This is a genomic window from Burkholderia plantarii, from assembly GCF_001411805.1.
GTDB lineage: Bacteria > Pseudomonadota > Gammaproteobacteria > Burkholderiales > Burkholderiaceae > Burkholderia > Burkholderia plantarii.
Genome location: NZ_CP007213.1, coordinates 2442782 through 2462096, shown reverse-complemented (window position 1 = coordinate 2462096; position 19315 = coordinate 2442782). Strand labels below are relative to the sequence as shown.

At 66.4% G+C, this 19315-nt stretch carries 18 protein-coding genes; 11 read left to right on the top strand and 7 right to left on the bottom strand.

The window, feature by feature from the left end; translation table 11 throughout:
* Positions 1 to 129: 129 nt before the first annotated feature.
* Complete coding sequence (locus bpln_RS38215) at positions 130 to 1884, top strand: methyl-accepting chemotaxis protein (RefSeq protein ID WP_063891340.1); 1755 nt, start codon at positions 130 to 132, stop codon at positions 1882 to 1884.
* A 74-nt stretch (positions 1885 to 1958) separates the two neighbouring features.
* On the opposite strand, the gene bpln_RS37990 is transcribed toward bpln_RS38215, so the two are convergent.
* The 6 genes from bpln_RS37990 to bpln_RS27225 form a co-directional block, all read right to left on the bottom strand.
* Entirely contained in the window at positions 1959 to 2297 is a 339-nt protein-coding gene (locus tag bpln_RS37990) for a type 2 periplasmic-binding domain-containing protein (protein WP_244131953.1), read from the bottom strand.
* 188 nt (positions 2298 to 2485) lie between these two features.
* Complete coding sequence (gene acnA / locus bpln_RS27245; RefSeq protein ID WP_055140557.1) at positions 2486 to 5203, bottom strand: aconitate hydratase AcnA; 2718 nt, start codon at positions 5201 to 5203, stop codon at positions 2486 to 2488.
* A gap of 48 nt (positions 5204 to 5251) precedes the next feature.
* Positions 5252 to 6703 (bottom strand): bifunctional 2-methylcitrate dehydratase/aconitate hydratase, encoded by a 1452-nt coding sequence (locus tag bpln_RS27240; RefSeq protein ID WP_042628260.1) that lies wholly within the window; start codon positions 6701 to 6703, stop codon positions 5252 to 5254.
* Positions 6704 to 6759: 56 nt separating this feature from the next.
* Entirely contained in the window at positions 6760 to 7284 is a 525-nt protein-coding gene (locus bpln_RS27235) for a hypothetical protein (RefSeq protein WP_055140556.1), read from the bottom strand.
* 255 nt (positions 7285 to 7539) lie between these two features.
* The gene (locus bpln_RS27230; protein ID WP_055140555.1) at positions 7540 to 8562 is read right to left on the bottom strand and encodes an HpcH/HpaI aldolase/citrate lyase family protein; all 1023 of its coding nucleotides are present in this window, start codon (positions 8560 to 8562) and stop codon (positions 7540 to 7542) included.
* Positions 8563 to 8764: 202 nt separating this feature from the next.
* Positions 8765 to 9748 (bottom strand): malate dehydrogenase, encoded by a 984-nt coding sequence (locus bpln_RS27225; protein WP_042628257.1) that lies wholly within the window; start codon positions 9746 to 9748, stop codon positions 8765 to 8767.
* A 296-nt stretch (positions 9749 to 10044) separates the two neighbouring features.
* On the opposite strand from bpln_RS27225, the gene bpln_RS27220 reads away from it, so the two are divergent.
* The 10 genes from bpln_RS27220 (at position 10045) to bpln_RS27175 (ending at position 18062) form a co-directional block, all read left to right on the top strand.
* The gene (locus tag bpln_RS27220) at positions 10045 to 10848 is read left to right on the top strand and encodes a GntR family transcriptional regulator (RefSeq protein WP_042629495.1); all 804 of its coding nucleotides are present in this window, start codon (positions 10045 to 10047) and stop codon (positions 10846 to 10848) included.
* Between the two features lie 191 nt (positions 10849 to 11039).
* Entirely contained in the window at positions 11040 to 11456 is a 417-nt protein-coding gene (gene sdhC / locus bpln_RS27215; RefSeq protein ID WP_042628256.1) for a succinate dehydrogenase, cytochrome b556 subunit, read from the top strand.
* A 4-nt stretch (positions 11457 to 11460) separates the two neighbouring features.
* Positions 11461 to 11829 (top strand): succinate dehydrogenase, hydrophobic membrane anchor protein, encoded by a 369-nt coding sequence (gene sdhD / locus bpln_RS27210; protein WP_042628255.1) that lies wholly within the window; start codon positions 11461 to 11463, stop codon positions 11827 to 11829.
* A 4-nt stretch (positions 11830 to 11833) separates the two neighbouring features.
* Positions 11834 to 13609, top strand: coding sequence for a succinate dehydrogenase flavoprotein subunit (sdhA, locus tag bpln_RS27205; RefSeq protein WP_055140554.1), 1776 nt, complete (start codon positions 11834 to 11836; stop codon positions 13607 to 13609).
* A 21-nt stretch (positions 13610 to 13630) separates the two neighbouring features.
* Positions 13631 to 14332: a succinate dehydrogenase iron-sulfur subunit gene (locus bpln_RS27200; protein WP_042628253.1), complete on the top strand. Its 702-nt coding sequence runs from the start codon at positions 13631 to 13633 to the stop codon at positions 14330 to 14332.
* An 11-nt stretch (positions 14333 to 14343) separates the two neighbouring features.
* The gene (locus bpln_RS27195; RefSeq protein WP_042628252.1) at positions 14344 to 14616 is read left to right on the top strand and encodes an FAD assembly factor SdhE; all 273 of its coding nucleotides are present in this window, start codon (positions 14344 to 14346) and stop codon (positions 14614 to 14616) included.
* A 53-nt stretch (positions 14617 to 14669) separates the two neighbouring features.
* On the top strand, positions 14670 to 15974 hold the full coding sequence (gene gltA, locus bpln_RS27190) for a citrate synthase (RefSeq protein WP_042628251.1): 1305 nt from the start codon (positions 14670 to 14672) through the stop codon (positions 15972 to 15974).
* Positions 15975 to 16140: 166 nt separating this feature from the next.
* Positions 16141 to 16530 (top strand): VOC family protein, encoded by a 390-nt coding sequence (locus bpln_RS27185; protein ID WP_042628250.1) that lies wholly within the window; start codon positions 16141 to 16143, stop codon positions 16528 to 16530.
* A gap of 116 nt (positions 16531 to 16646) precedes the next feature.
* Positions 16647 to 17045, top strand: a complete 399-nt coding sequence (locus bpln_RS27180) for a hypothetical protein (protein WP_042628249.1) — start codon at positions 16647 to 16649, stop codon at positions 17043 to 17045.
* Between the two features lie 207 nt (positions 17046 to 17252).
* Positions 17253 to 18062, top strand: a complete 810-nt coding sequence (locus bpln_RS27175) for a helix-turn-helix transcriptional regulator (protein ID WP_055140553.1) — start codon at positions 17253 to 17255, stop codon at positions 18060 to 18062.
* Positions 18063 to 18149: 87 nt separating this feature from the next.
* On the opposite strand, the gene bpln_RS27170 is transcribed toward bpln_RS27175, so the two are convergent.
* Entirely contained in the window at positions 18150 to 19232 is a 1083-nt protein-coding gene (locus bpln_RS27170; protein ID WP_055140552.1) for a threonine aldolase family protein, read from the bottom strand.
* Positions 19233 to 19315: the final 83 nt, after the last annotated feature.

Here is a 19315-nt window from a genome sequence, read left to right as displayed (position 1 = left end):
GTTTCATGGGAACTCGTCGTAAATACCTACGTTAGCTTTACTTAATTCGACGACGAGGCCGAAACGGGCATGGACGCGCGCCACCGGTTCGAAAGCCACGAGTAGGTCGCGGGCGTACAGGAAAACATCGTGGCGTATCTGAAGAACATGAGAGTGGTGACGCAGCTGGTCTCGGCTTTTGCTGTAGTCATCCTCCTGCTGGTCGGTCTGGGCGTGTTTTCGCTCAGCGTGATCAGTGCGGAAAATGATCACGTGGCAGCGTTGCGCGACAAATGGTCGGCCAGCGTCAGCACCAGTCTGCAAATGCAGAACGCGCTGAATCAGATCCGTCTCGCGGAGTTCCGCATGGCGTCGACCGACAAGGCCGACGAAGTGCAAGCGGTGGAATCGAGGATGGATCCGCGTGTCGAGAAGTTCCGGCTCGCCAGCGCAGCCTACGAAAAGCTCATCTCGGAGCCCGATGAGAAGACGGCTTATGCGGAAATACGGACGCTTGCGCCCCAGTACCTGGATCTCGATCGCCAGGTGCGCGAGCAGGCAAAGGCTGGCAACCGGGCGCAAGCGATGAGCATTCTCACGGGGCAGGCGGGCACGGTTCGCGACGCGCTCGCAAAGAATATCGACAAGATCGTCGCCATCAATGAGCAAGGCGCCGCGCACGAAGGCGCGAGCGCCAACGATGCATATCACACCGCGATTGCGTTGACGATCGGCTTCAGCGCCGCCGCCGCTGTGATTGCGTTGGGCGTGGCGCTGCTGATCGCTCGCGGGGTGGTCGGACAGCTCGGCGGCGAGCCGCGGGAAGCGGCGGCGATGGCCAGTGCGATCGCCGCGGGCAATCTGCACATTGCCGTGCCCCTGAAGACCGGCGACACCAGCAGCCTGATGCATTCACTGGTCGAGATGAAAGAGCAACTGACCGGTATCGTGCGTGGCATCAAGCGTTCGAGCGAATCGATTACGATCGCCGCCGCCGAGATCGCGCAAGGCAACACCAATCTATCGCAGCGCACCGAGCAACAAGCTGCGTCGCTGGAAGAGACCGCGTCGAGCATGGAGGAATTGACCAGCGTCGTGCGTCAGAACGCGGACAACGCCAGACAGGCGAGCCAGTTGGCCGAAACCGGCTCCGGCGTCGCGCAACGTGGCGGCGCGGAGATCGGCCATGTCGTTGCGACCATGCACGAGATTGCGGAGAGTTCGGCTCGGGTCGCCGAGATCATCAGCGTCATCGAAGGGATCGCTTTCCAGACCAATATCCTCGCGCTGAACGCGGCTGTCGAGGCGGCGCGCGCCGGCGAACAGGGCCGCGGTTTCGCGGTCGTGGCCGGCGAGGTCCGCACGCTGGCGCAGCGCAGTGCGAGCGCCGCGAAGGAAATCAAGGAGCTGATTACGGAGTCGGTGACACGTATCGAGAGAGGCTCGAAGCTGGTCGAAAATGCAGGCCGGACGATGGACGAAATCGTGACAGCGTCGCGCCGCACCACCGACATCATGAACGAGATCGCGGCGGCTTCTGAAGAGCAGAGCACCGGCATCGGACAGGTCAACACCGCGATCACGCAGATGGACGAGGTCACGCAGCAGAACGCGGCACTGGTGGAGCAGGCATCCGCAGCGGCGCAAGCGCTGGCGCAGCAGGCGCAGGAACTGCGCGGGGCCGTGTCGGTGTTCAACGTCGAAGGTGGCGCGGCTACCTGGGCGGCGGAGCCGCCAAAGACCGTGCTGCCGGTCGCGCGTCGTTCGGGAGGCACGGCGAAGGCCCGCGTCCTGGCCCAAACTCAGACTGCCCGCACGCGGACAATGGAGCGTACCGAGCCGGTGCCTGCTTCGCTGCCCAACGGCATGGCCACCAATGACGTGGACAGTTGGCAGACTTTCTGAGCAAGCGGGCGGGTTCTAAAACCACTACCTGCCGCGCGGAATTTTTTCTTGCGTCTGTGCCGGTAACCTTCGGCTCAGCTTCGCAGCAATTCGTCCAAGTTCGGCGTTGACGCATCATCTGCTGCATCAACGCTACACAACGGACACTTCCCTCGGGACCTTCCACGTTTTGCGATCGAAACGATCGCGCCTGAGCGGGCAATAACCGACCCCTGCCGGGGCGCATTGACGTCTAAACGTTTCAAGGCCTCTGTGCCCTGCTGCGAGCGGGTCCGGATCGCGACATCGACTGCGTCGCGGACAAGGTCCTGACGACGGTCGTCGAGCACGACATCGATTCGTAGCAGCGGATGGCGTTCAGCGAAACGGGGAAGTCGGGGAATGATCTCCCGCACACCGGCACTCGTCGGCATGCCCAGTCGCGGCGGCGACATGCGCCATTGCCCGCTTCAAGGCCAGCAAGCCGCTCCCAATCACGAGCCGCTCGCCGCCCACGTTCTCCAAAACAAAAAAAGCCCGGCCAAAGCCGGGCTCGAATGTCCGCGCACCGGAAGCAACCACACTCCCAACACGCGGCACCTGCAAAAAATAAACAGACCGCTCAAGCCGCCAGCAGCGAACGCAGCACGAACGGCAGAATCCCGCCGTGCTTGTAGTAGTCCACCTCGATCGGCGTATCCACACGCAGCAGCACCTGCACGCGCTTCGTCTCGCCGTTCTTGTAGTGGATCACCAGCGTCACGTCCTGCTGCGGCTTGAAATCGTCGCCGAGGTCTTCCACGTCATACGTTTCCTCGCCCGTGATGCCGAGCGACTGCACGCTGTCCGCGCCCTTGAACTGCAGCGGCAGCACGCCCATGCCCACCAGATTCGAGCGATGAATCCGCTCGAAGCTGCGCGCGATCACGGCCTTCACGCCGAGCAGTTGCGTGCCCTTGGCCGCCCAGTCGCGCGACGAGCCCGTGCCGTACTCCTCACCCGCGAAGATCACGGTCGGCGTGCCGGCGTCGATGTACTTCATCGCCGCGTCGTAGATCGGCATCTGTTCGCCGTCCGGCTGGTGGATCGTCAGGCCGCCTTCCACGCGCGAGCCGTCGGCCTTGGCCGGGATCATCAGGTTCTTGATCCGGACGTTGGCGAACGTGCCGCGCATCATCACGTCGTGGTTGCCGCGGCGCGAGCCGTAGCTGTTGAAGTCGGCCTTCTGCACGCCGTTCTCCTTCAGCCACTTGCCGGCCGGCGAGTCTTCCTTGATCGAGCCGGCCGGGCTGATGTGGTCGGTGGTCACCGAGTCGCCGAACACGCCGAGCGCGCGCGAGCCCTTGACCGGCGCGATCGAGTCCGACGGCTGCATCGGGAAGTCCTTGCCGAAGAACGGCGGCTCGGCGATGTAGGTCGACTTCGGCCAGTCGTACACCTGGCCCGTCTCGCCCTCGATCTTGCTCCAGAGGTCGCCCTTCTTGGTCAGCTTCGCGTAGTTGGCGACGAACGCTTCCGGATTCAGCGCGTATTTCAGCAGCGCATGGATTTCCTCGCTCGACGGCCAGATGTCGCCGAGGTACACGTCACGGCCGCCCTTGCCCTTGCCAACCGGCTCGGTCATCAGGTCGCGCGTGATGGTGCCGGCGATCGCGTAGGCGACGACGAGCGGCGGCGAGGCCAGGAAGTTGGCGCGGATGTTCGGGTGAATCCGTGCCTCGAAGTTGCGGTTGCCGGACAGCACGGCGGCCGCGACGATGTCGTTCTTCACGATCGCTTCGTTCAGCTCGGGCGTCAGGTCGCCGGCGTTGCCGATGCAGGTCGTGCAGCCGTAGGCGGCCAGCTCGAAGCCGAGCTTCGACAGGTACGGCAGCAGGCCCGTCTTGGTCAGGTATTCGGTGACGATGCGCGATCCCGGCGCCAGCGACGTCTTGATGTGCGGGGCGACCGTCAGGCCCGCTTCCACGGCCTTCTTGGCGAGCAGGCCGGCGGCCAGCAGCACGCTCGGGTTCGAGGTGTTGGTGCAGGACGTGATCGCGGCGATCAGGATGTCGCCGTTCTTCACGTCCACGCCGTTGCTGGTGGTGTATTGGGCGGTCAGGTCCTCGGCCTTCTTGTTGAAGCCGTTTTCGGCGACCGGCTTCGAGAAGAGATCCGCGAACGTCGACTTCACATGGGTGATCTCGATGCGGTCCTGCGGGCGCTTCGGGCCGGCCAGCGACGGCGCGACGCTGCTCAGGTCGAGCGTCAGCGACTTGGTGTAGTCGATCTCGCCGGCCTTCGGCACGCCGAACAGCTTCTGCGCCTTGAAGTAGTTTTCGAACGCGGCGATCTCGGCCTTGGTGCGGCCGGTGCCCTCGAAGTATTCGATGGTCTTCTCGTCCACCGGGAAGAAGCCCATGGTCGCGCCATATTCGGGCGCCATGTTGCCGATGGTGGCGCGGTCCGGCAGCGACAGCGAGGCGGTGCCTTCGCCGAAGAACTCCACGAACTTGCCGACCACCTTCTCCTTGCGCAGCATTTCGGTGATGGTCAGCACCAGGTCGGTGGCGGTCACGCCTTCGCGCAGCTTGCCCTTCAGCTCCACGCCGACCACGTCCGGCGTCAGGAAGTACACGGGCTGGCCGAGCATGCCGGCTTCCGCCTCGATGCCGCCCACGCCCCAGCCCACCACGCCGATGCCGTTGATCATGGTGGTGTGGCTGTCGGTGCCCACCAGCGTGTCGGGGTAGTACACGGTGTCCGCGCCTTCCGCCTTCTTGTGGACGCCGCGCGCCAGGTACTCGAGGTTCACCTGGTGGACGATGCCGATGCCCGGCGGCACCACGCCGAACGTGTCGAACGCCTGCATGCCCCACTTCATGAACTGGTAGCGCTCGTTGTTGCGCTGGAATTCCAGCTTCATGTTCAGGTCGAGCGCGTCCTTCTGGCGGAAGTAGTCGATCTGCACCGAGTGGTCGACCACCAGGTCGACGGGCACCAGCGGCTCGATCTTCTTCGGGTCCTGGCCGGCCCGCTGGGCGACACCGCGCATGGCCGCGATGTCGGCGAGCAGCGGCACGCCGGTGAAATCCTGCAGCACGACGCGCGCGACCACGAACGGGATTTCATCGACGCGCTTGGCGTTGGGCTTCCAGTTCGCCAGTTGCTCGATATGCTCTTCGGTGATCTTCTTGCCGTCGTAGTTGCGCAGCACGGACTCGAGCACGAGGCGGATCGACACCGGCAGGCGTTCGATCTTCGTCTTCAGTCCCTTGCCGAGCTGGGGCAGCGAATAGAACTTGCCTTTGCCGGAGCCGCTGTCGAATTCTTGCAGTGTCTTGTGGAGATTGTGGGCCATGGTGTTTTTCCTGGGTTAAGGCGAGGAAAGAAGTCCTGTATCTGACGGCTAGATCACATACAAGTCGACGTATTCATTGACCGGCATGGCCTCGAGCCTTGCCTGGTCCAGCGACACGTCGAGAATCGCTTGTTGCTGTTTCGCCGGGAAACGGCGCGCGAGGTGGGTGCGGAACTTGTCGAGCAGCAGCGGGATGCCCTCCGCGCGCCGGCGCCGGTGGCCGAGCGGGTACTCGACCACCACCTCCTCGAACACGGTGCCGTCGTCAAGCTCGACGGTCAATCCGTTGGCGATCGCGCGCTTGTCCGGGTCGTGATAATCCTTCGTGAACTGCGGGTCTTCCACGCAGGCGATCTTCGCGCGCAGCGCGTCGATGCGCGGGTCGGCCGCGACGTCGTCCTCGTAGTCGGCGGCGCTCAGGCGTCCGAACAGCAGCGGCACGGCCACCATGTACTGGATGCAGTGGTCGCGGTCGGCGGGGTTGGCGAGCGGCCCGGTCTTGTCGATGATCCGGATCGCGGCCTCGTGCGTGCGGATCGTGACGCGCCGGATCGACTCGGCGCCGCGGCCCGCCTCGGCGAGCCGGCGGTGCAGCACGAGCGCCGCCTCGGCGGCGGTCTGGGCGTGGAATTCGGCGGGGAACGCGATCTTGAACAGCACGTTCTCCATCACGTAGCTGCCGTAAGGGCGTTGAAAGCGGAACGGCTTGCCCTCGAAAAGCACGTCGTAGAAGCCCCACACGGGCGCGCTGAGCGCCGTGGGGTAGCCCATCTCGCCGGTGCGCGCGATCAGCGCGAGGCGCACGGCGCGCGAGGTGGCGTCGCCGGCCGCCCACGACTTGCGCGAGCCGGTGTTGGGCGCGTGCCGGTAGGTGCGCAGCGCCTGGCCGTCGACGAACGCGAGCGACAGCGCGTTGACGAGTTCGTCGCGGGTGAGGCCGAGCAGCTGCCCGACCACGGCGGTGGAGGCGACCTTGACCAGCAGCACGTGGTCGAGCCCGACGCGGTTGAACGCGTTCTCGAGCGCGAGGCAGCCCTGGATCTCGTGCGCCTTGATCATCGCCATCAGCACCGCGCGCATCGTGAGCGGCGGCTTGCCGGCCGCCACGGCGGTGCGCGAGAGCCAGTCGGCGGTGGCCAGGATGCCGCCGAGATTGTCGGACGGATGGCCCCATTCGGCCGCGAGCCAGGTGTCGTTGAAGTCGAGCCAGCGGATCGTGGTGCCGATGTCGAACGCGGCCTTGACCGGATCGAGCTGGAACGCGGTGCCGGGCACCCGGGCGCCATGCGGCACGCTGGTGCCCGGCACCAGCGGCCCGAGCAGCTTGGTGCAGGCCGGATACGACAGGGCCTCGAGCCCGCAGCCGAGCGTATCGAGCAGGCAGTGGCGCGCCGTGTCGAGCGCGAGCGCACTGCCGATCTCGACATCCAGCACGTAGTCGACGATCTCGACCAGTACCGGGTCCGGCGCGGGCCGGACGTTCGTTTGCGGAGCGGACATCGGGTTTCCTGTCGTGGCGGCCGATTGCTTCCTGTAGGGCGGTGACGCCGGGGCGCTTACTTGCCGGTGTTCGGCGCGAGTTCGTTCGACTGCGTCGGTGCCAGCGTGCCGTTCGCGGCCATCTCGGCGGTCACGCATTCGTCGGCCAGGCGCGTGTCTTCCTTGTCGCTGAACAGCATGCCCTTGGTCGGGATCACGACGAGCTTCAGGCCGCTGGCCGGATCGTAGAACACGTCGGCGCCGGTGGTGGTGGCCTGACGCGGCAGCTTGTAGTTCTTGTTCGCCCAGTGGACGGTGACGATCTGGTCACGCTTCATGTCGCCGGCGAGCAGGTAGGACAGGCCTTCCTTGCACGACCACTTGACCGCGCCTTCGGGCGCCGGATCGACCTTGGCCGCCGCGGCCGCCTGGGCGCGCTTGCTGCGCGGGATCAGGTGGCGCTTCGGCGCCGGGCGCTTGGCGACGGCCTTTTTCGTCGTCGTCGTCTTGGCCGTGGTGGTCTGGGCCGAGGCGGCCGGAGCCACGGTCAGCAGCGTCGCGGACAGGGCGCCGATGGCGGTGGCGATCAACAGTTTGTTCATGTGCTCAAAACCTTTTATCAATGTCGGGGTGGACAGGAAACGCGGCTGGCCCGCTCGACCGCGGCGGCACGCGTCTCCAGGGTGCGCAGCGGCCGCTATTTTCTCCTAATTCGCCCGATGGTTTTAAAGGAATTCGAAGCTTCTGTCGTGATTTCGCGATAGTCGCGGGGAGCTCGGGGCCAGCGGGCTGGCCGGTTTGTCGATGCTTGCCGACGTGCGGCGCGGGCGGAGCGGAGCCGGGCGCACGGGAACGACTCATGCGGGAGCCTGGCTGCCGGCCGCGCGGGCGGCGTCGGCGGGCAGCCAGCGCGCGACCTCGGCCTGCAGCGCGGCGCCGGCGGCGTGCGCACGGCGCAGCACCGACCAGTAATAGCGATAGCTGGCGCGGTCGTGCAGCGTGTCGCGATGGCGCGTCGGGCCCCAGTCGGCGGCCTGCGCGGCGAGCAGGATCTCGGCGGCCAGCGCGACTTCGGTCTCGCGCGGCGCGAACGCGGCCACGATCTCGCGGATCTGCGCGGGATGGATGCTCCACATCCGCGTATAGCCGAATTCGTCGCGCGCGCGGGCGGCGTCGCTCGCCACCACGGCCATCTCGCGGATCTCGGTGGTCACGTTGTGGGACGGCGTCTTGCCGTGGGCGTGGCAGGCGGCGGCGATCTCGAGCTTGGCGCGGCGCACCAGCGGATGGTCGAACTGGCCCGGCGCGCGCATCGCGGCGTCGGGAATCGCGCCGTGGTGCGCGGAGACGAAATCCATCAGCCCGAAGCTCAGCGTCGAGACGGCCGGCAGCGCGGCGATCCGCGCGACCTGGGCGAGCGCGCCGTGCGTCTCGACCAGCACGTCGGCCGGGATGGGCCGCGCGATGCCGAGCTCGCGGCGCGTGCCTTCGATGAACGCGCAGACCTCGGCCACGTCTGCCGCGTCGGTCACTTTTGGAAGCGTAATGTAAGCAGGCGGCCGGGCGGCGCGCAGCACGATGCGCAGGTCGTCGCGCCAGTGCGGATGGGTGAAATCGTGGATCCGCACGCCGGCTCGGCCGAAGCGGTTGGCCTCGTCGCCGAGCATCGCGGCGACCAGTTCGGCGTGATCGGCCTCGCGGCCGACGGCGGCGCCGTCCTCGCAGTCGAGCGTCACGTCGAACACCGGGCCCAGTTCGGCCTGCAGCGCCAGCGACTTGCGCATCAGTTTCTCGCTGCCGGCGTAGTGATCGCAGCAGGGCAGGAGCGCGGGGGGCGAAGCGCCGTCGTACAGCACTTCTGCGGGGGAGAGCGCAGGCATCGTCGTTACGCGTCGGAGCGGCGTGATCGAAAAAGCATCGGATTCGGACGGGCGCTGCGGCGGCGGGCGCGGGCAACGCGCGTGCGGATCGAATGCGGGGCCTGGACGGCCGCCGGCGGGAGCCGGGCGGCCGGGCCGGCGCGGGCGGGCTCTAACGATGAGCCGCCCGCCGCGCCGGCAGGCCGGGGCGGAACGGCGGGACTTACTTCAGCAGGTGGGCCACGCCGTCACGCTCTTCGAGCAGCTCGGCCAGCGTGCCGTCCATCTTCTCGCGCGAGAACGCGTCGATTTCCAGGCCTTCCACGCGCTTGTACTCGCCGTTTTCGCAAACCACCGGCACGCCGTAGATGATGTCTTCGGGGATGCCATACGAGCCGTCCGACGGGATGCCCATCGTGACCCACTTGCCGTTGGTGCCGAGCACCCAGTCACGCACGTGATCGATCGCCGCGTTGGCCGCCGACGCCGCCGACGACAGGCCGCGCGCCTCGATGATCGCCGCGCCGCGCTTGCCGACGGTCGGGATGAACGTGTCGCGGTTCCAGACATCGTCGTTGATCAGCTTGAGCAGCGATTCGCCTTCGGCGGTCGCGAAGCGGAAGTCGGGGTACATCGTCGGCGAGTGGTTGCCCCACACGGCGAGCTTCTCGATCGAGGCGACCGGCTTGCCGGCCTTGGCGGCCAGTTGCGACAGCGCGCGGTTGTGGTCCAGGCGCAGCATCGCCGTGAAGTTCTTCTTCGGCAGGTCCGGCGCCGACTTCATCGCGATGTAGGCGTTCGTGTTGGCCGGGTTGCCGACCACCAGCACCTTCACGTCGCGGCTCGCGACTTCGTTCAGCGCGGCGCCCTGCACCGTGAAGATCTCGGCGTTGGCCGACAGCAGGTCCTTGCGCTCCATGCCCTTCGAACGCGGGCGGGCACCGACCAGCAGCGCGACGTCGGCATCCTTGAACGCGACCTTCGGATCGTCCGTGACGACCACGCCGGCCAGCAGCGGGAACGCGCAGTCGTCGAGTTCCATCACGACGCCCTTGACGGCGGCTTGTGCTTGCGGGAGGTCGAGCAGTTGCAGGATGACCGGCTGGTCCTTGCCGAGCAGGTCGCCGTTCGCGATGCGGAACAGCAGCGAGTATGCGATTTGACCTGCGGCGCCGGTAACGGCAACGCGCTTTGCGGGCTTAGCCATGATGAGAAATCTCCAGGACGATGAGCGTAGGACGCTAGGGAAAACGCCATTCTATGCGCGTTACGCGTAGCGATGCGTTGAAGCAGGGCGGAGGGCTCTCGGGGCATGCGCGCCGTGACCGCGAAGCCGGCCCCGACACCGGGCCGGGCGCGCCTGGAGGCCGCGAACCCTCGCTCGCCCCGGAGTGTAGGAGTGCGACCGGGCAAAGTCAAACGGTATCATATGTCTTATATAAGACAGATGTATTGCGGGAAAAATCTGGACGTAAAAGTCTGCTTTGTGTTGAAATGCGCGCCATGACATCCAACCAGGCGAACGCGGCGAACCCGAACGCCCCCGGCCAAGGCCCGGCCGGCGGCGAAGTGACGCCTGCGGCATCGCCATCGCCTACCTTTAGCCCCTTATATCAGCAGATCAAGGCATTGATCACGCAGGGGCTGGAATCGGGCGAGTGGAAGCCGGGTGAAATCATACCAAGCGAGGTCGAGCTCGCGGCGCGCTACAAGGTGAGCCAGGGCACGGTCCGCAAGGCGATCGACGAGCTGGCCGCCGACAACCTGCTGGTGCGCCGGCAGGGCAAGGGCACCTTCGTGGCCACCCACAGCGAGGAGCGCGCGCAGTTCCGCTTCCTGCGCCTGCTGGCCGAGGACGGCGTGGAGCACCCGCACGTGAGCCGCCTGCTCGAATGCCGCCGCACCCGGGCGCCCGCCGAGATCGCGCGGCAGCTGGACCTGAAGCCCGCCGACCCGGTGGTCCAGGTGCGCCGGCTGCTGGAGTTCGACGGCGTCGCCACGGTGCTCGACGAGATCTGGCTGCCGGGCGCGATGTTCCGCGGCCTCACGTTCGAGCGCCTCAGTGATTACAAGGGGCCGCTCTACGCGATGTTCGAGTCGGAGTTCGGCACGCGCATGATCCGCGCCACCGAGAAGGTCCGCGCGATCGCCGCGGAACCCGCCGTGGCGGTGCTGCTCGGCGTGGCCGACGGATTTCCATTGCTGTCGGTCGAGCGCGTGTCCTATACCTATGGGGACCGCCCCGTCGAAGTGCGGCGCGGTTGGTATGTCACGACCGGGTATTACTATCAGAACGATTTGAGCTGATGGACGGCCGCCGGGATAATCCGGCGGCACGGAAAGAGAAGTGGGGAACGGGCTCGCGCCCACACGCGAAGCACGTTTTGGGCCGCCTTTGTTCGCTGCCGCGTAACTGTCCTGAGCAGGTTTTCGCTGCAGCGCGACATGAAAAGGCGCTAAAATCGCGGATTAGTGTGACTACATAGTAGGGGTCTAGCATGACTGAAGCAGTAAGAAAACCGAGACCGGAGTATCGGAACATCGGCATCGGAGACATAACGCTCAAATATCGTCTGCCGCTTGCCGGGCAACTATCGATTTTTCACCGTGTCAGCGGTGCGCTGTTATTTCTGTCCCTTCCGTTTCTGCTTTACCTCTTCGATCAGAGCCTGACATCCGAATTGAGTTTCGATGTCTTCAAGGCCTTCCTCTCCAACATCATCGTCAAGCTGATCGTCCTCGTATTGTCGTGGGCGTTCCTCCATCATTTCTGCGCCGGCGTTCGCCACTTGCTGATGGACGTCAACCATGACGCCGTCACCAAGGAAGGCGGCAAGCGCACCGCGGCCATCGTGTTCGTGGTGTCGCTGGTGCTGACGCTGGTCGTCGCGCTCAAACTGTTCGGAGCATTCTAAGAAAATGGCAGGCAATAACCGAATCGGCTCGAAGCGCCTCGTCGTCGGCGCCCACTACGGCCTGCGCGACTGGCTCGCGCAACGGATCACCGCGGTGATCATGGCGGTCTACACCGTGATCCTGCTGGCCTGGTTCTTCACCGCCCGCGATTTCTCCTACGACGGCTGGGCGTCGATCTTCTCGACCCAGTGGATGAAGCTGGCGACGTTCGTCACGCTGCTCGCGCTGTTCTATCACGCCTGGGTCGGCATTCGCGACATCTGGATGGATTACGTGAAGCCTGTCGGCGTGCGGCTGCTGCTGCAATCGCTGACCATCGTCTGGCTGCTCGCGTGCGCGGGCTACGCCGCGCAGATTCTCTGGAGAGTTTAAAAGCATGGCTGCAATCAACACTTCCCTGCCGCGTCGCAAGTTCGACGTGGTCATCGTCGGCGCGGGCGGCTCGGGGATGCGCGCATCGCTGCAACTCGCGCGCGCGGGCCTCTCCGTCTGCGTGCTCTCGAAGGTGTTCCCGACGCGTTCGCACACGGTCGCCGCACAGGGCGGGATCGGTGCCTCGCTCGGCAACATGAGCGAAGACAACTGGCACTACCACTTCTACGACACGATCAAGGGCTCCGACTGGCTCGGCGACCAGGACGCGATCGAATTCATGTGCCGTGAAGCGCCGAACGCCGTCTACGAGCTCGAGCACTTCGGCATGCCGTTCGACCGCAACGCGGACGGCACGATCTACCAGCGCCCGTTCGGCGGCCACACCGCGAACTACGGCGAGAAGCCGGTGCAGCGCGCCTGCGCGGCGGCCGACCGTACCGGCCACGCGCTGCTGCACACGCTGTACCAGCAGAACGTCGCGGCCAAGACGCAGTTCTTCGTCGAATGGATGGCGCTCGACCTGATCCGCGACGCGGACGGCGACGTGCTCGGCGTGACCGCCCTCGAAATGGAAACGGGCGACGTCTACATCCTCGAAGGCAAGACCACGCTGTTCGCCACGGGCGGCGCGGGCCGCATCTTCGCGGCGTCGACCAACGCGTTCATCAACACCGGTGACGGCCTCGGGATGGCCGCGCGTTCGGGCATCGCGCTGCAGGACATGGAGTTCTGGCAGTTCCACCCGACCGGCGTGGCCGGCGCGGGCGTGCTGATCACCGAAGGCGTGCGAGGCGAAGGCGGCATCCTGCGCAACTCGGACGGCGAGCGCTTCATGGAGCGCTACGCGCCGACGCTGAAGGATCTGGCGCCGCGCGACTTCGTCTCGCGCTCGATGGACCAGGAAATCAAGGAAGGCCGCGGCGTGGGTCCGAACAAGGACCACGTGCTGCTCGACCTGTCGCACATCGGCGCCGAGACGATCCTGAAGCGTCTGCCGTCGATCCGCGAAATCGCGCTGAAGTTCGCGAACGTCGACTGCATCAAGGAGCCGATCCCGGTCGTGCCGACCATCCACTACCAGATGGGCGGCATCCCGACCAACATTCACGGTCAGGTCGTCGGCACGCCGCGCGGCCATGAAGAGCCGATCAACGGCTTCTATGCCGTGGGCGAGTGCTCGTGCGTGTCGGTCCACGGCGCGAACCGCCTGGGCACGAACTCGCTGCTCGACCTGGTGGTGTTCGGCCGTGCGGCCGGCAATCACATCGTCGAACACGTCAAGAAGCAGCGCGAGCACAAGCCGCTGCCGAAGGACGCGGCCGATTTCGCGCTGTCGCGTCTGGCCAAGCTCGACAGCTCGAGCTCGGGCGAGTACGCGCAAAGCGTCGCCAACGAGATTCGCGGCTCGATGCAGAAGCACGCCGGCGTGTTCCGCACCTCGGCGCTGCTGGCCGAAGGCGTGCAGGACATCAAGAAGGTCGCGGAACGTGCCCAGCACATCCACCTGAAGGACAAGTCGAAGGTGTTCAACACCGCGCGCGTCGAAGCGCTCGAAGTGGCGAACCTCGTGGAAGTGGCGCGCGCCACCATGGTGTCGGCCGAAGCCCGCAAGGAAAGCCGCGGCGCGCATGCGCAGGACGACTTCCCGCATCGCGACGACGAAAACTGGATGCGTCATACGCTGTGGTTCAGCGAAGGCGATCGTCTCGACTACAAGCCGGTGCACATGCAGCCGCTGACGGTCGAATCCGTGCCGCCGAAGGCGCGTACGTTCTAAGCCGAATTCGAGGAATCTGACATGGCAAAACGCATTTTCGAACTCTATCGTTACGATCCGGACAAGGACGCGGCGCCGCGCATGCAGACGTACGAAGTCGAGATCAAGCATGAACGCATGCTGCTCGACGCGCTCGTCAAGCTGAAGGAAATCGACGAAACGCTGTCGTTCCGTCGCTCGTGCCGCGAAGGCGTGTGCGGCTCGGACGCGATGAACATCAACGGCAAGAACGGTCTGGCGTGTCTCACGAACCTGAACGATCTGCCCGAGAAGATCGTGCTGCGCCCGCTGCCGGGCCTGCCGGTGGTGCGCGACCTGATCGTCGACATGACGCACTTCTTCAACCAGTACCACTCGATCAAGCCGTTCCTGATCAACGACACGCCGCCGCCCGAGAAGGAGCGCTTGCAGTCGCCGGAGGAACGCGAAGAGCTGGACGGCGTGTACGAGTGCATCCTGTGCGCGAGCTGCTCGACCTCCTGCCCGAGCTTCTGGTGGAATCCGGACAAGTTCGTCGGCCCGGCCGGCCTGCTGCAGGCTTACCGCTTCATCGCCGACAGCCGCGACGAAGCCACCGCCGAACGCCTCGACAACCTCGAGGATCCGTACCGTCTGTTCCGTTGCCACACGATCATGAACTGCGTCGACGTTTGCCCGAAGGGGCTGAACCCGACCAAGGCGATCGGCAAGATCAAGGAATTGATGGTTCGCCGCGCGGTCTGAGCTGATTCGACATGACTGAACCGTCGCACCAGTCCGACCCGCACCGCCGCGCGCGCCTTCGCTGGCGCGCGCGGCGCGGTCTGCTGGAGAACGATCTGATTTTCGAACGTTTCTTCAGCCGATACGAGCATGACCTCACCGATACCGACGTGGGCGCGCTGACCCGCCTGCTCGAACTATCCGACAACGACCTGATGGACTTGCTGCTTGCCCGCAAGGAACCGGAAGGCGACCTTGCCGGCCCGGACGTTTCCCGGCTGCTGGAGATGCTGCGCAGTGCATGAGAGCGCTGCGCCCGTTATCGAATCCCGTTTCCATTTTCGATTGAGGATGTGCCATGACTCCGTCTGATGTTAAAGCCACGCTATCGTTCAGCGACAATTCGCCGAGCGTCGAACTGCCGATCTACAAGGGCACGATGGGCCCGGACGTGATCGACATCCGCAAGCTGTACGGCCAGACCGGCAAGTTCACGTACGACCCGGGCTTCATGTCCACGGCGGCATGTAATTCGGAGATCACGTACATTGACGGGGACAAGGGCGAGCTGCTGTACCGCGGTTACCCCATCGACAATCTCGCGCAAAACGCGGACTTCCTCGAAACGTGCTACCTGCTGCTGAAGGGTGAACTGCCGAACGCGGCCCAGAAGGCGGAGTTCGTCGACACCGTCACGAAGCACACGATGGTGCATGAGCAGATGCACTTCTTCTTCCGTGGCTTCCGCCGCGACGCCCACCCGATGGCGATCCTGGTCGCCGCGGTGGGCGCGCTGTCGGCGTTCTACCACGACTCGCTCGACATCAACGACCCGCGTCACCGCGAAGTCTCGGCGATCCGCATGATCGCCAAGCTGCCGACGCTCGTCGCGATGGCCTACAAGTACAGCATCGGCCAGCCGTTCGTCTATCCGAAGAACGAGCTGTCGTACAGCGCGAACTTCATGCACATGATGTTCTCGAACCCGTGCGAGGAGTACAAGGTCAACGACGTGCTGGTGCGCGCGCTCGACCGGATCCTGATCCTGCACGCCGACCACGAGCAGAACGCCTCGACCTCGACGGTGCGTCTGGCCGGTTCGTCGGGCGCGAACCCGTTCGCGTGTATCGCGGCCGGTATCGCGTGTCTGTGGGGCCCGGCGCACGGCGGTGCGAACGAAGCCGCGCTGAACATGCTCGAGCAGATCGGCTCGCCGGACAACATCCCCGAGTTCATCAAGCAGGTGAAGGACAAGAACTCGGGCGTGAAGCTGATGGGCTTCGGCCACCGCGTGTACAAGAACTACGATCCGCGTGCGAAGCTGATGCGCGAAACGTGCCATGAAGTGCTCGAAGAGCTCGGCCTGCACGACGATCCGCTGTTCAAGCTCGCGATGCAACTCGAGAAGATCGCCCTCGAAGACGAATACTTCGTGTCGCGCAAGCTGTACCCGAACGTCGACTTCTACTCGGGCATCGTCCAGCGCGCGCTGGGCATCCCGACCTCGATGTTCACCTGCATCTTCGCGATGGCGCGTACCGTCGGCTGGATCGGCCAGTGGAACGAAATGATCGCCGATCCGGAGCAGAAGATCGGCCGTCCGCGCCAGCTGTTCGTCGGCGAGACGCCGCGCGAAGCAGCACCGATCGACAAGCGTTCGTGATCGTGCCCGGTCGCGATCGACCGGCTCCGCGTCACGCGTAAAAAACACCCCGGCGGCTTCGGCCTCCGGGGTATTTTTTCTTGCGGGCGGGATGGTCTGCGGTGGCGCCGCGATGCCGGCCGCCGCCGTGGCATGATCGGTGTTTTGATCCGCCCGGGAGCCGTCGATGCTGTCGCATGTCTGTATCGGAGTCCATGACGTCGAGCGCGCCCACGCGTTCTACGCGCCGCTGATGGAGGCGCTGGGCCTGCCGCTGAAATTCCATGCGCCGCCCGACATGACGGGCTGGATGCCGGCCGATGCGGCGCGGCCGCTGTTCCTGGTCTGCCGGCCATTCGACGGCGGCGCGGCGGCGCCCGGCAATGGCCAGATGGTGGCGCTGCTCGCGCGCGACCGCGCCACCGTCGATCGCTGCCATGCGCTCGCGCTGGCCGCGGGCGGCAGTTGCGAAGGGCCGCCGGGGCTGCGCCCGCAATACCATGCCGATTACTACGGCGCGTACTTCCGCGATCCGGACGGCAACAAGCTCTGCGTCTGCTGCCACGCGCCGGCGTAGTGTCTGCCGGTGGCGGTTTCCGGGCGGCGGCGCGCTGACAAAACTCGACAGGACGCACGCCGGATCGCCGCTACACTGCGGGCCACCATCGAATCCATCCGTTCACGAGACCGCCCATGAATCGTCGTTCCGTCCTGCCGGCGCTGCTGATCGGGTCGCTGCTGGGCGCCGCGCCCGGCGCGCGTGCCGACGGGATCGAGCGGAACATTCGCGACGCCGCGGCCGGCACCGTGAAAAACCAGGCCGAGGAGCCGGCCCGGTGCCGGCCTTCGTCGGGCCGGGCTCCGGCGCCGATGCTGCGCGGCGAGGGCAACAGCCTGCTCGGCGCCGGCATGGGGCTCGCCTCGCTGGCCGTGCTGGCGGCGGGCGTGTCGATGTTCGCGCCGTCGAAGGATCCGCGCGACCTGCTGTTCGCGCCGCCGTGCGATCCGAAGCGGATCGCGAAGTCGTCGCCCGACGGCTATCCGTTCGTGCCGCCGCCCTCGGCCACGGCACCCCCCGCGGCGACGGAATAGGGCGCCCGCGCCGCCTTGCGCCGCGCGGGCGGATCACGGCGGCAGGGCGACGGCGAGGCGGCCGCCGGGGCATGCTCGCGCGCGCGGGCCGGGCATGCTAAGCTCGTCGAACACCAAGCCGTGGCTCGCCCGTCCGATCACGATGTCGCCGAGCCGTGTGCCTGGTTTTCGCGCCCGGTTTCCGTTTCCCGCCTCGCAGCCGTTCCCATGAAAGACCGTGTCGAATACACCCGCAGCCGCGACGTCCCCGGACTCGTGCTCGGCGACGCGCGTTTCAGCGACTTCCGTTTCGATCGGCATTACCACCTCGATTTCCACGTCGGCGTCATCACCGAGGGCGTGCAGCGCCAGCAGTTCGCGGGCCGCACGGTGCTGCTCGGCCCGGGCAGCGTCTCGATCATGCCGCCGGGCGAGGTCCACGACGGCACGCGCGTGGGCGACGGAGCCTATACGTTGAAGACGTTCCGGCTGCCGACCGAGCTGATGGCGAGCGTGATCGAGGAACTGTCGGGCCGCCCGGGCGAGCCGGCGCTGCGCGGCGTGGCGCTCGACAATCCCTCGCTCGCGCGGCGGCTCGGCGGCCTGCATGCTGCGCTGCGCGTCGAACGCGGCGAGGCGGCGCTCGGCGTGCAGTCGGCCTGGCTCGTGCTGCTCGAACGCCTGTTCGCCGCCTCGGGCGCGCTGACGCCGCGCGAGGTGGGCGGCGCGCTGCCGGCGGCGCAGTGGGCGCGCGTGCGCGACTACTGCGAGGCCCATCTGGCCGACAAGATCACGCTCGACGAGCTGGCCGCGCTGTGCGGCGTCGATCGCTTCGTATTCCTGAAGTTGTTCAAGCAGACCACCGCGATGACGCCGCATGCCTGGCTGGTGCGGCTGCGCCTCGAACGCGCGTGCCTGATGCTGCATCGCGGCACGCAATCGATCGCCGAGGTGGCGCAGGCGGTCGGCTTCTACGACCAGAGCCACTTCAACCGCGCGTTCCGGCGCGCGTTCGGCTGCGCGCCGTCGCGGTACTGACGGCGCTTCCGGCGGTGTTTGGTCAAGACATCGCGGCACGCGGGTCAGCCCGCCAATGCCGCGTCCGCCACGCTCGAGTGGACCTGCTCAGCCCGCCGCGCCGAGCCCGCGCGCGAGCGCGATCAGCCGGTCGACCTCATCCTCGGTGGTCGCGAACGAGGTGACGAAGCGCACCACGCCCGGTGCCCAGCGGTCGTGATAGAAGTACGCGCCGGCCGCCAGCAGCCCCGCGATCACTGGCTGCGGCAGGCGGCAGAACAGGATGTTCGCGGCGTTGCCGCCCACCAGCGCGACGCCCGGCAGCGCCTGCAGCCCGTCGGCGAGGCGCTGGGCCATCGCGTTCGCGTGGCGCGCGTTGCGCAGCCACAGCTCGTCGGCCAGATAGGCGTCGAGCGGCGCTGACAGGAAACGCATCTTCGAACTCAGATGGCCGGCGCGCTTGCGGCGAAACGCGAGCTCGGCCGCGCGGCGCGTATCGAACAGCACCACGGCCTCCGAGCCCGGCACGCCGTTCTTGGTCGCGCCGAACGAGAGCGCGTCCACGCCCGCGCGCCAGGTCATCTCGGCCGGCGTGCAGCCGAGCGAGACCAGCGCGTTGGCGAAGCGCGCGCCGTCCATGTGCAGCGACAGCGCTTCGGCGCGGCAGATCTCGCCGATCGCGCCGATTTCGTCGAGCGTGTAGACGCTGCCCACCTCGGTGGCCTGCGTGATGCTGACGGCCGACGGCTGCGTGGTGTGGACGTCGCCGCGCTTGGCGCGGGCCGCCGCGGCGAGCCGCGCCGGATCGAGCTTGGCGTCCGGCCCCTCGACCGTCACCAGCTTCGCGCCGTCGGCGAAGAACGCCGGGGCGCCGCATTCGTCGTTGTTGATGTGGCTGTCGGGATGGCAAAGCACGCTGCCCCAGGGTGGCGTCAGCGCGGCCAGCGCGAGCGAGTTCGCGGCCGTGCCGGTCGGCACGATGCAGACGGCCACCTCGTGCTCGAACAACTCGGCGAGGCGCCGCTCGACGCTGGCCGTCCAAGGGTCGCCGCCATAGGCCGGCGCGTGGCCGCTGGCGCAGGCCACCAGCGCGTCGAGCACGGCGGGCGAGGCGCCGGCGGCGTTGTCGCTGCTGAAGTTGAGCGGCGCGCCGGCCGGGTCAGGCGTGGCGGGGGAGGCGGCGTGATCCATCGTGAATCCTGTCGAGAAAAGAAAACGGTGGCGGCAACCTTAGCGCGGCGCGCGGTGCCCCGATTGTAAAAAATTGAATGGCC

Excerpts from the sequence above, each read along its gene's own strand:
- bpln_RS37990 (WP_244131953.1), bottom strand. The coding sequence starts at position 2,297 with ATGCCGACGAGTGCCGGTGTGCGGGAGATCATTCCCCGACTTCCCCGT.
- acnA (WP_055140557.1), bottom strand. The coding sequence starts at position 5,203 with ATGGCCCACAATCTCCACAAGACACTGCAAGAATTCGACAGCGGCTCC.
- bpln_RS27240 (WP_042628260.1), bottom strand. The coding sequence starts at position 6,703 with ATGTCCGCTCCGCAAACGAACGTCCGGCCCGCGCCGGACCCGGTACTG.
- bpln_RS27235 (WP_055140556.1), bottom strand. The coding sequence starts at position 7,284 with ATGAACAAACTGTTGATCGCCACCGCCATCGGCGCCCTGTCCGCGACG.
- bpln_RS27230 (WP_055140555.1), bottom strand. The coding sequence starts at position 8,562 with ATGCCTGCGCTCTCCCCCGCAGAAGTGCTGTACGACGGCGCTTCGCCC.
- bpln_RS27225 (WP_042628257.1), bottom strand. The coding sequence starts at position 9,748 with ATGGCTAAGCCCGCAAAGCGCGTTGCCGTTACCGGCGCCGCAGGTCAA.
- bpln_RS27220 (WP_042629495.1), top strand. The coding sequence starts at position 10,045 with ATGACATCCAACCAGGCGAACGCGGCGAACCCGAACGCCCCCGGCCAA.
- sdhC (WP_042628256.1), top strand. The coding sequence starts at position 11,040 with ATGACTGAAGCAGTAAGAAAACCGAGACCGGAGTATCGGAACATCGGC.
- sdhD (WP_042628255.1), top strand. The coding sequence starts at position 11,461 with ATGGCAGGCAATAACCGAATCGGCTCGAAGCGCCTCGTCGTCGGCGCC.
- sdhA (WP_055140554.1), top strand. The coding sequence starts at position 11,834 with ATGGCTGCAATCAACACTTCCCTGCCGCGTCGCAAGTTCGACGTGGTC.
- bpln_RS27200 (WP_042628253.1), top strand. The coding sequence starts at position 13,631 with ATGGCAAAACGCATTTTCGAACTCTATCGTTACGATCCGGACAAGGAC.
- bpln_RS27195 (WP_042628252.1), top strand. The coding sequence starts at position 14,344 with ATGACTGAACCGTCGCACCAGTCCGACCCGCACCGCCGCGCGCGCCTT.
- gltA (WP_042628251.1), top strand. The coding sequence starts at position 14,670 with ATGACTCCGTCTGATGTTAAAGCCACGCTATCGTTCAGCGACAATTCG.
- bpln_RS27185 (WP_042628250.1), top strand. The coding sequence starts at position 16,141 with ATGCTGTCGCATGTCTGTATCGGAGTCCATGACGTCGAGCGCGCCCAC.
- bpln_RS27180 (WP_042628249.1), top strand. The coding sequence starts at position 16,647 with ATGAATCGTCGTTCCGTCCTGCCGGCGCTGCTGATCGGGTCGCTGCTG.
- bpln_RS27175 (WP_055140553.1), top strand. The coding sequence starts at position 17,253 with ATGAAAGACCGTGTCGAATACACCCGCAGCCGCGACGTCCCCGGACTC.
- bpln_RS27170 (WP_055140552.1), bottom strand. The coding sequence starts at position 19,232 with ATGGATCACGCCGCCTCCCCCGCCACGCCTGACCCGGCCGGCGCGCCG.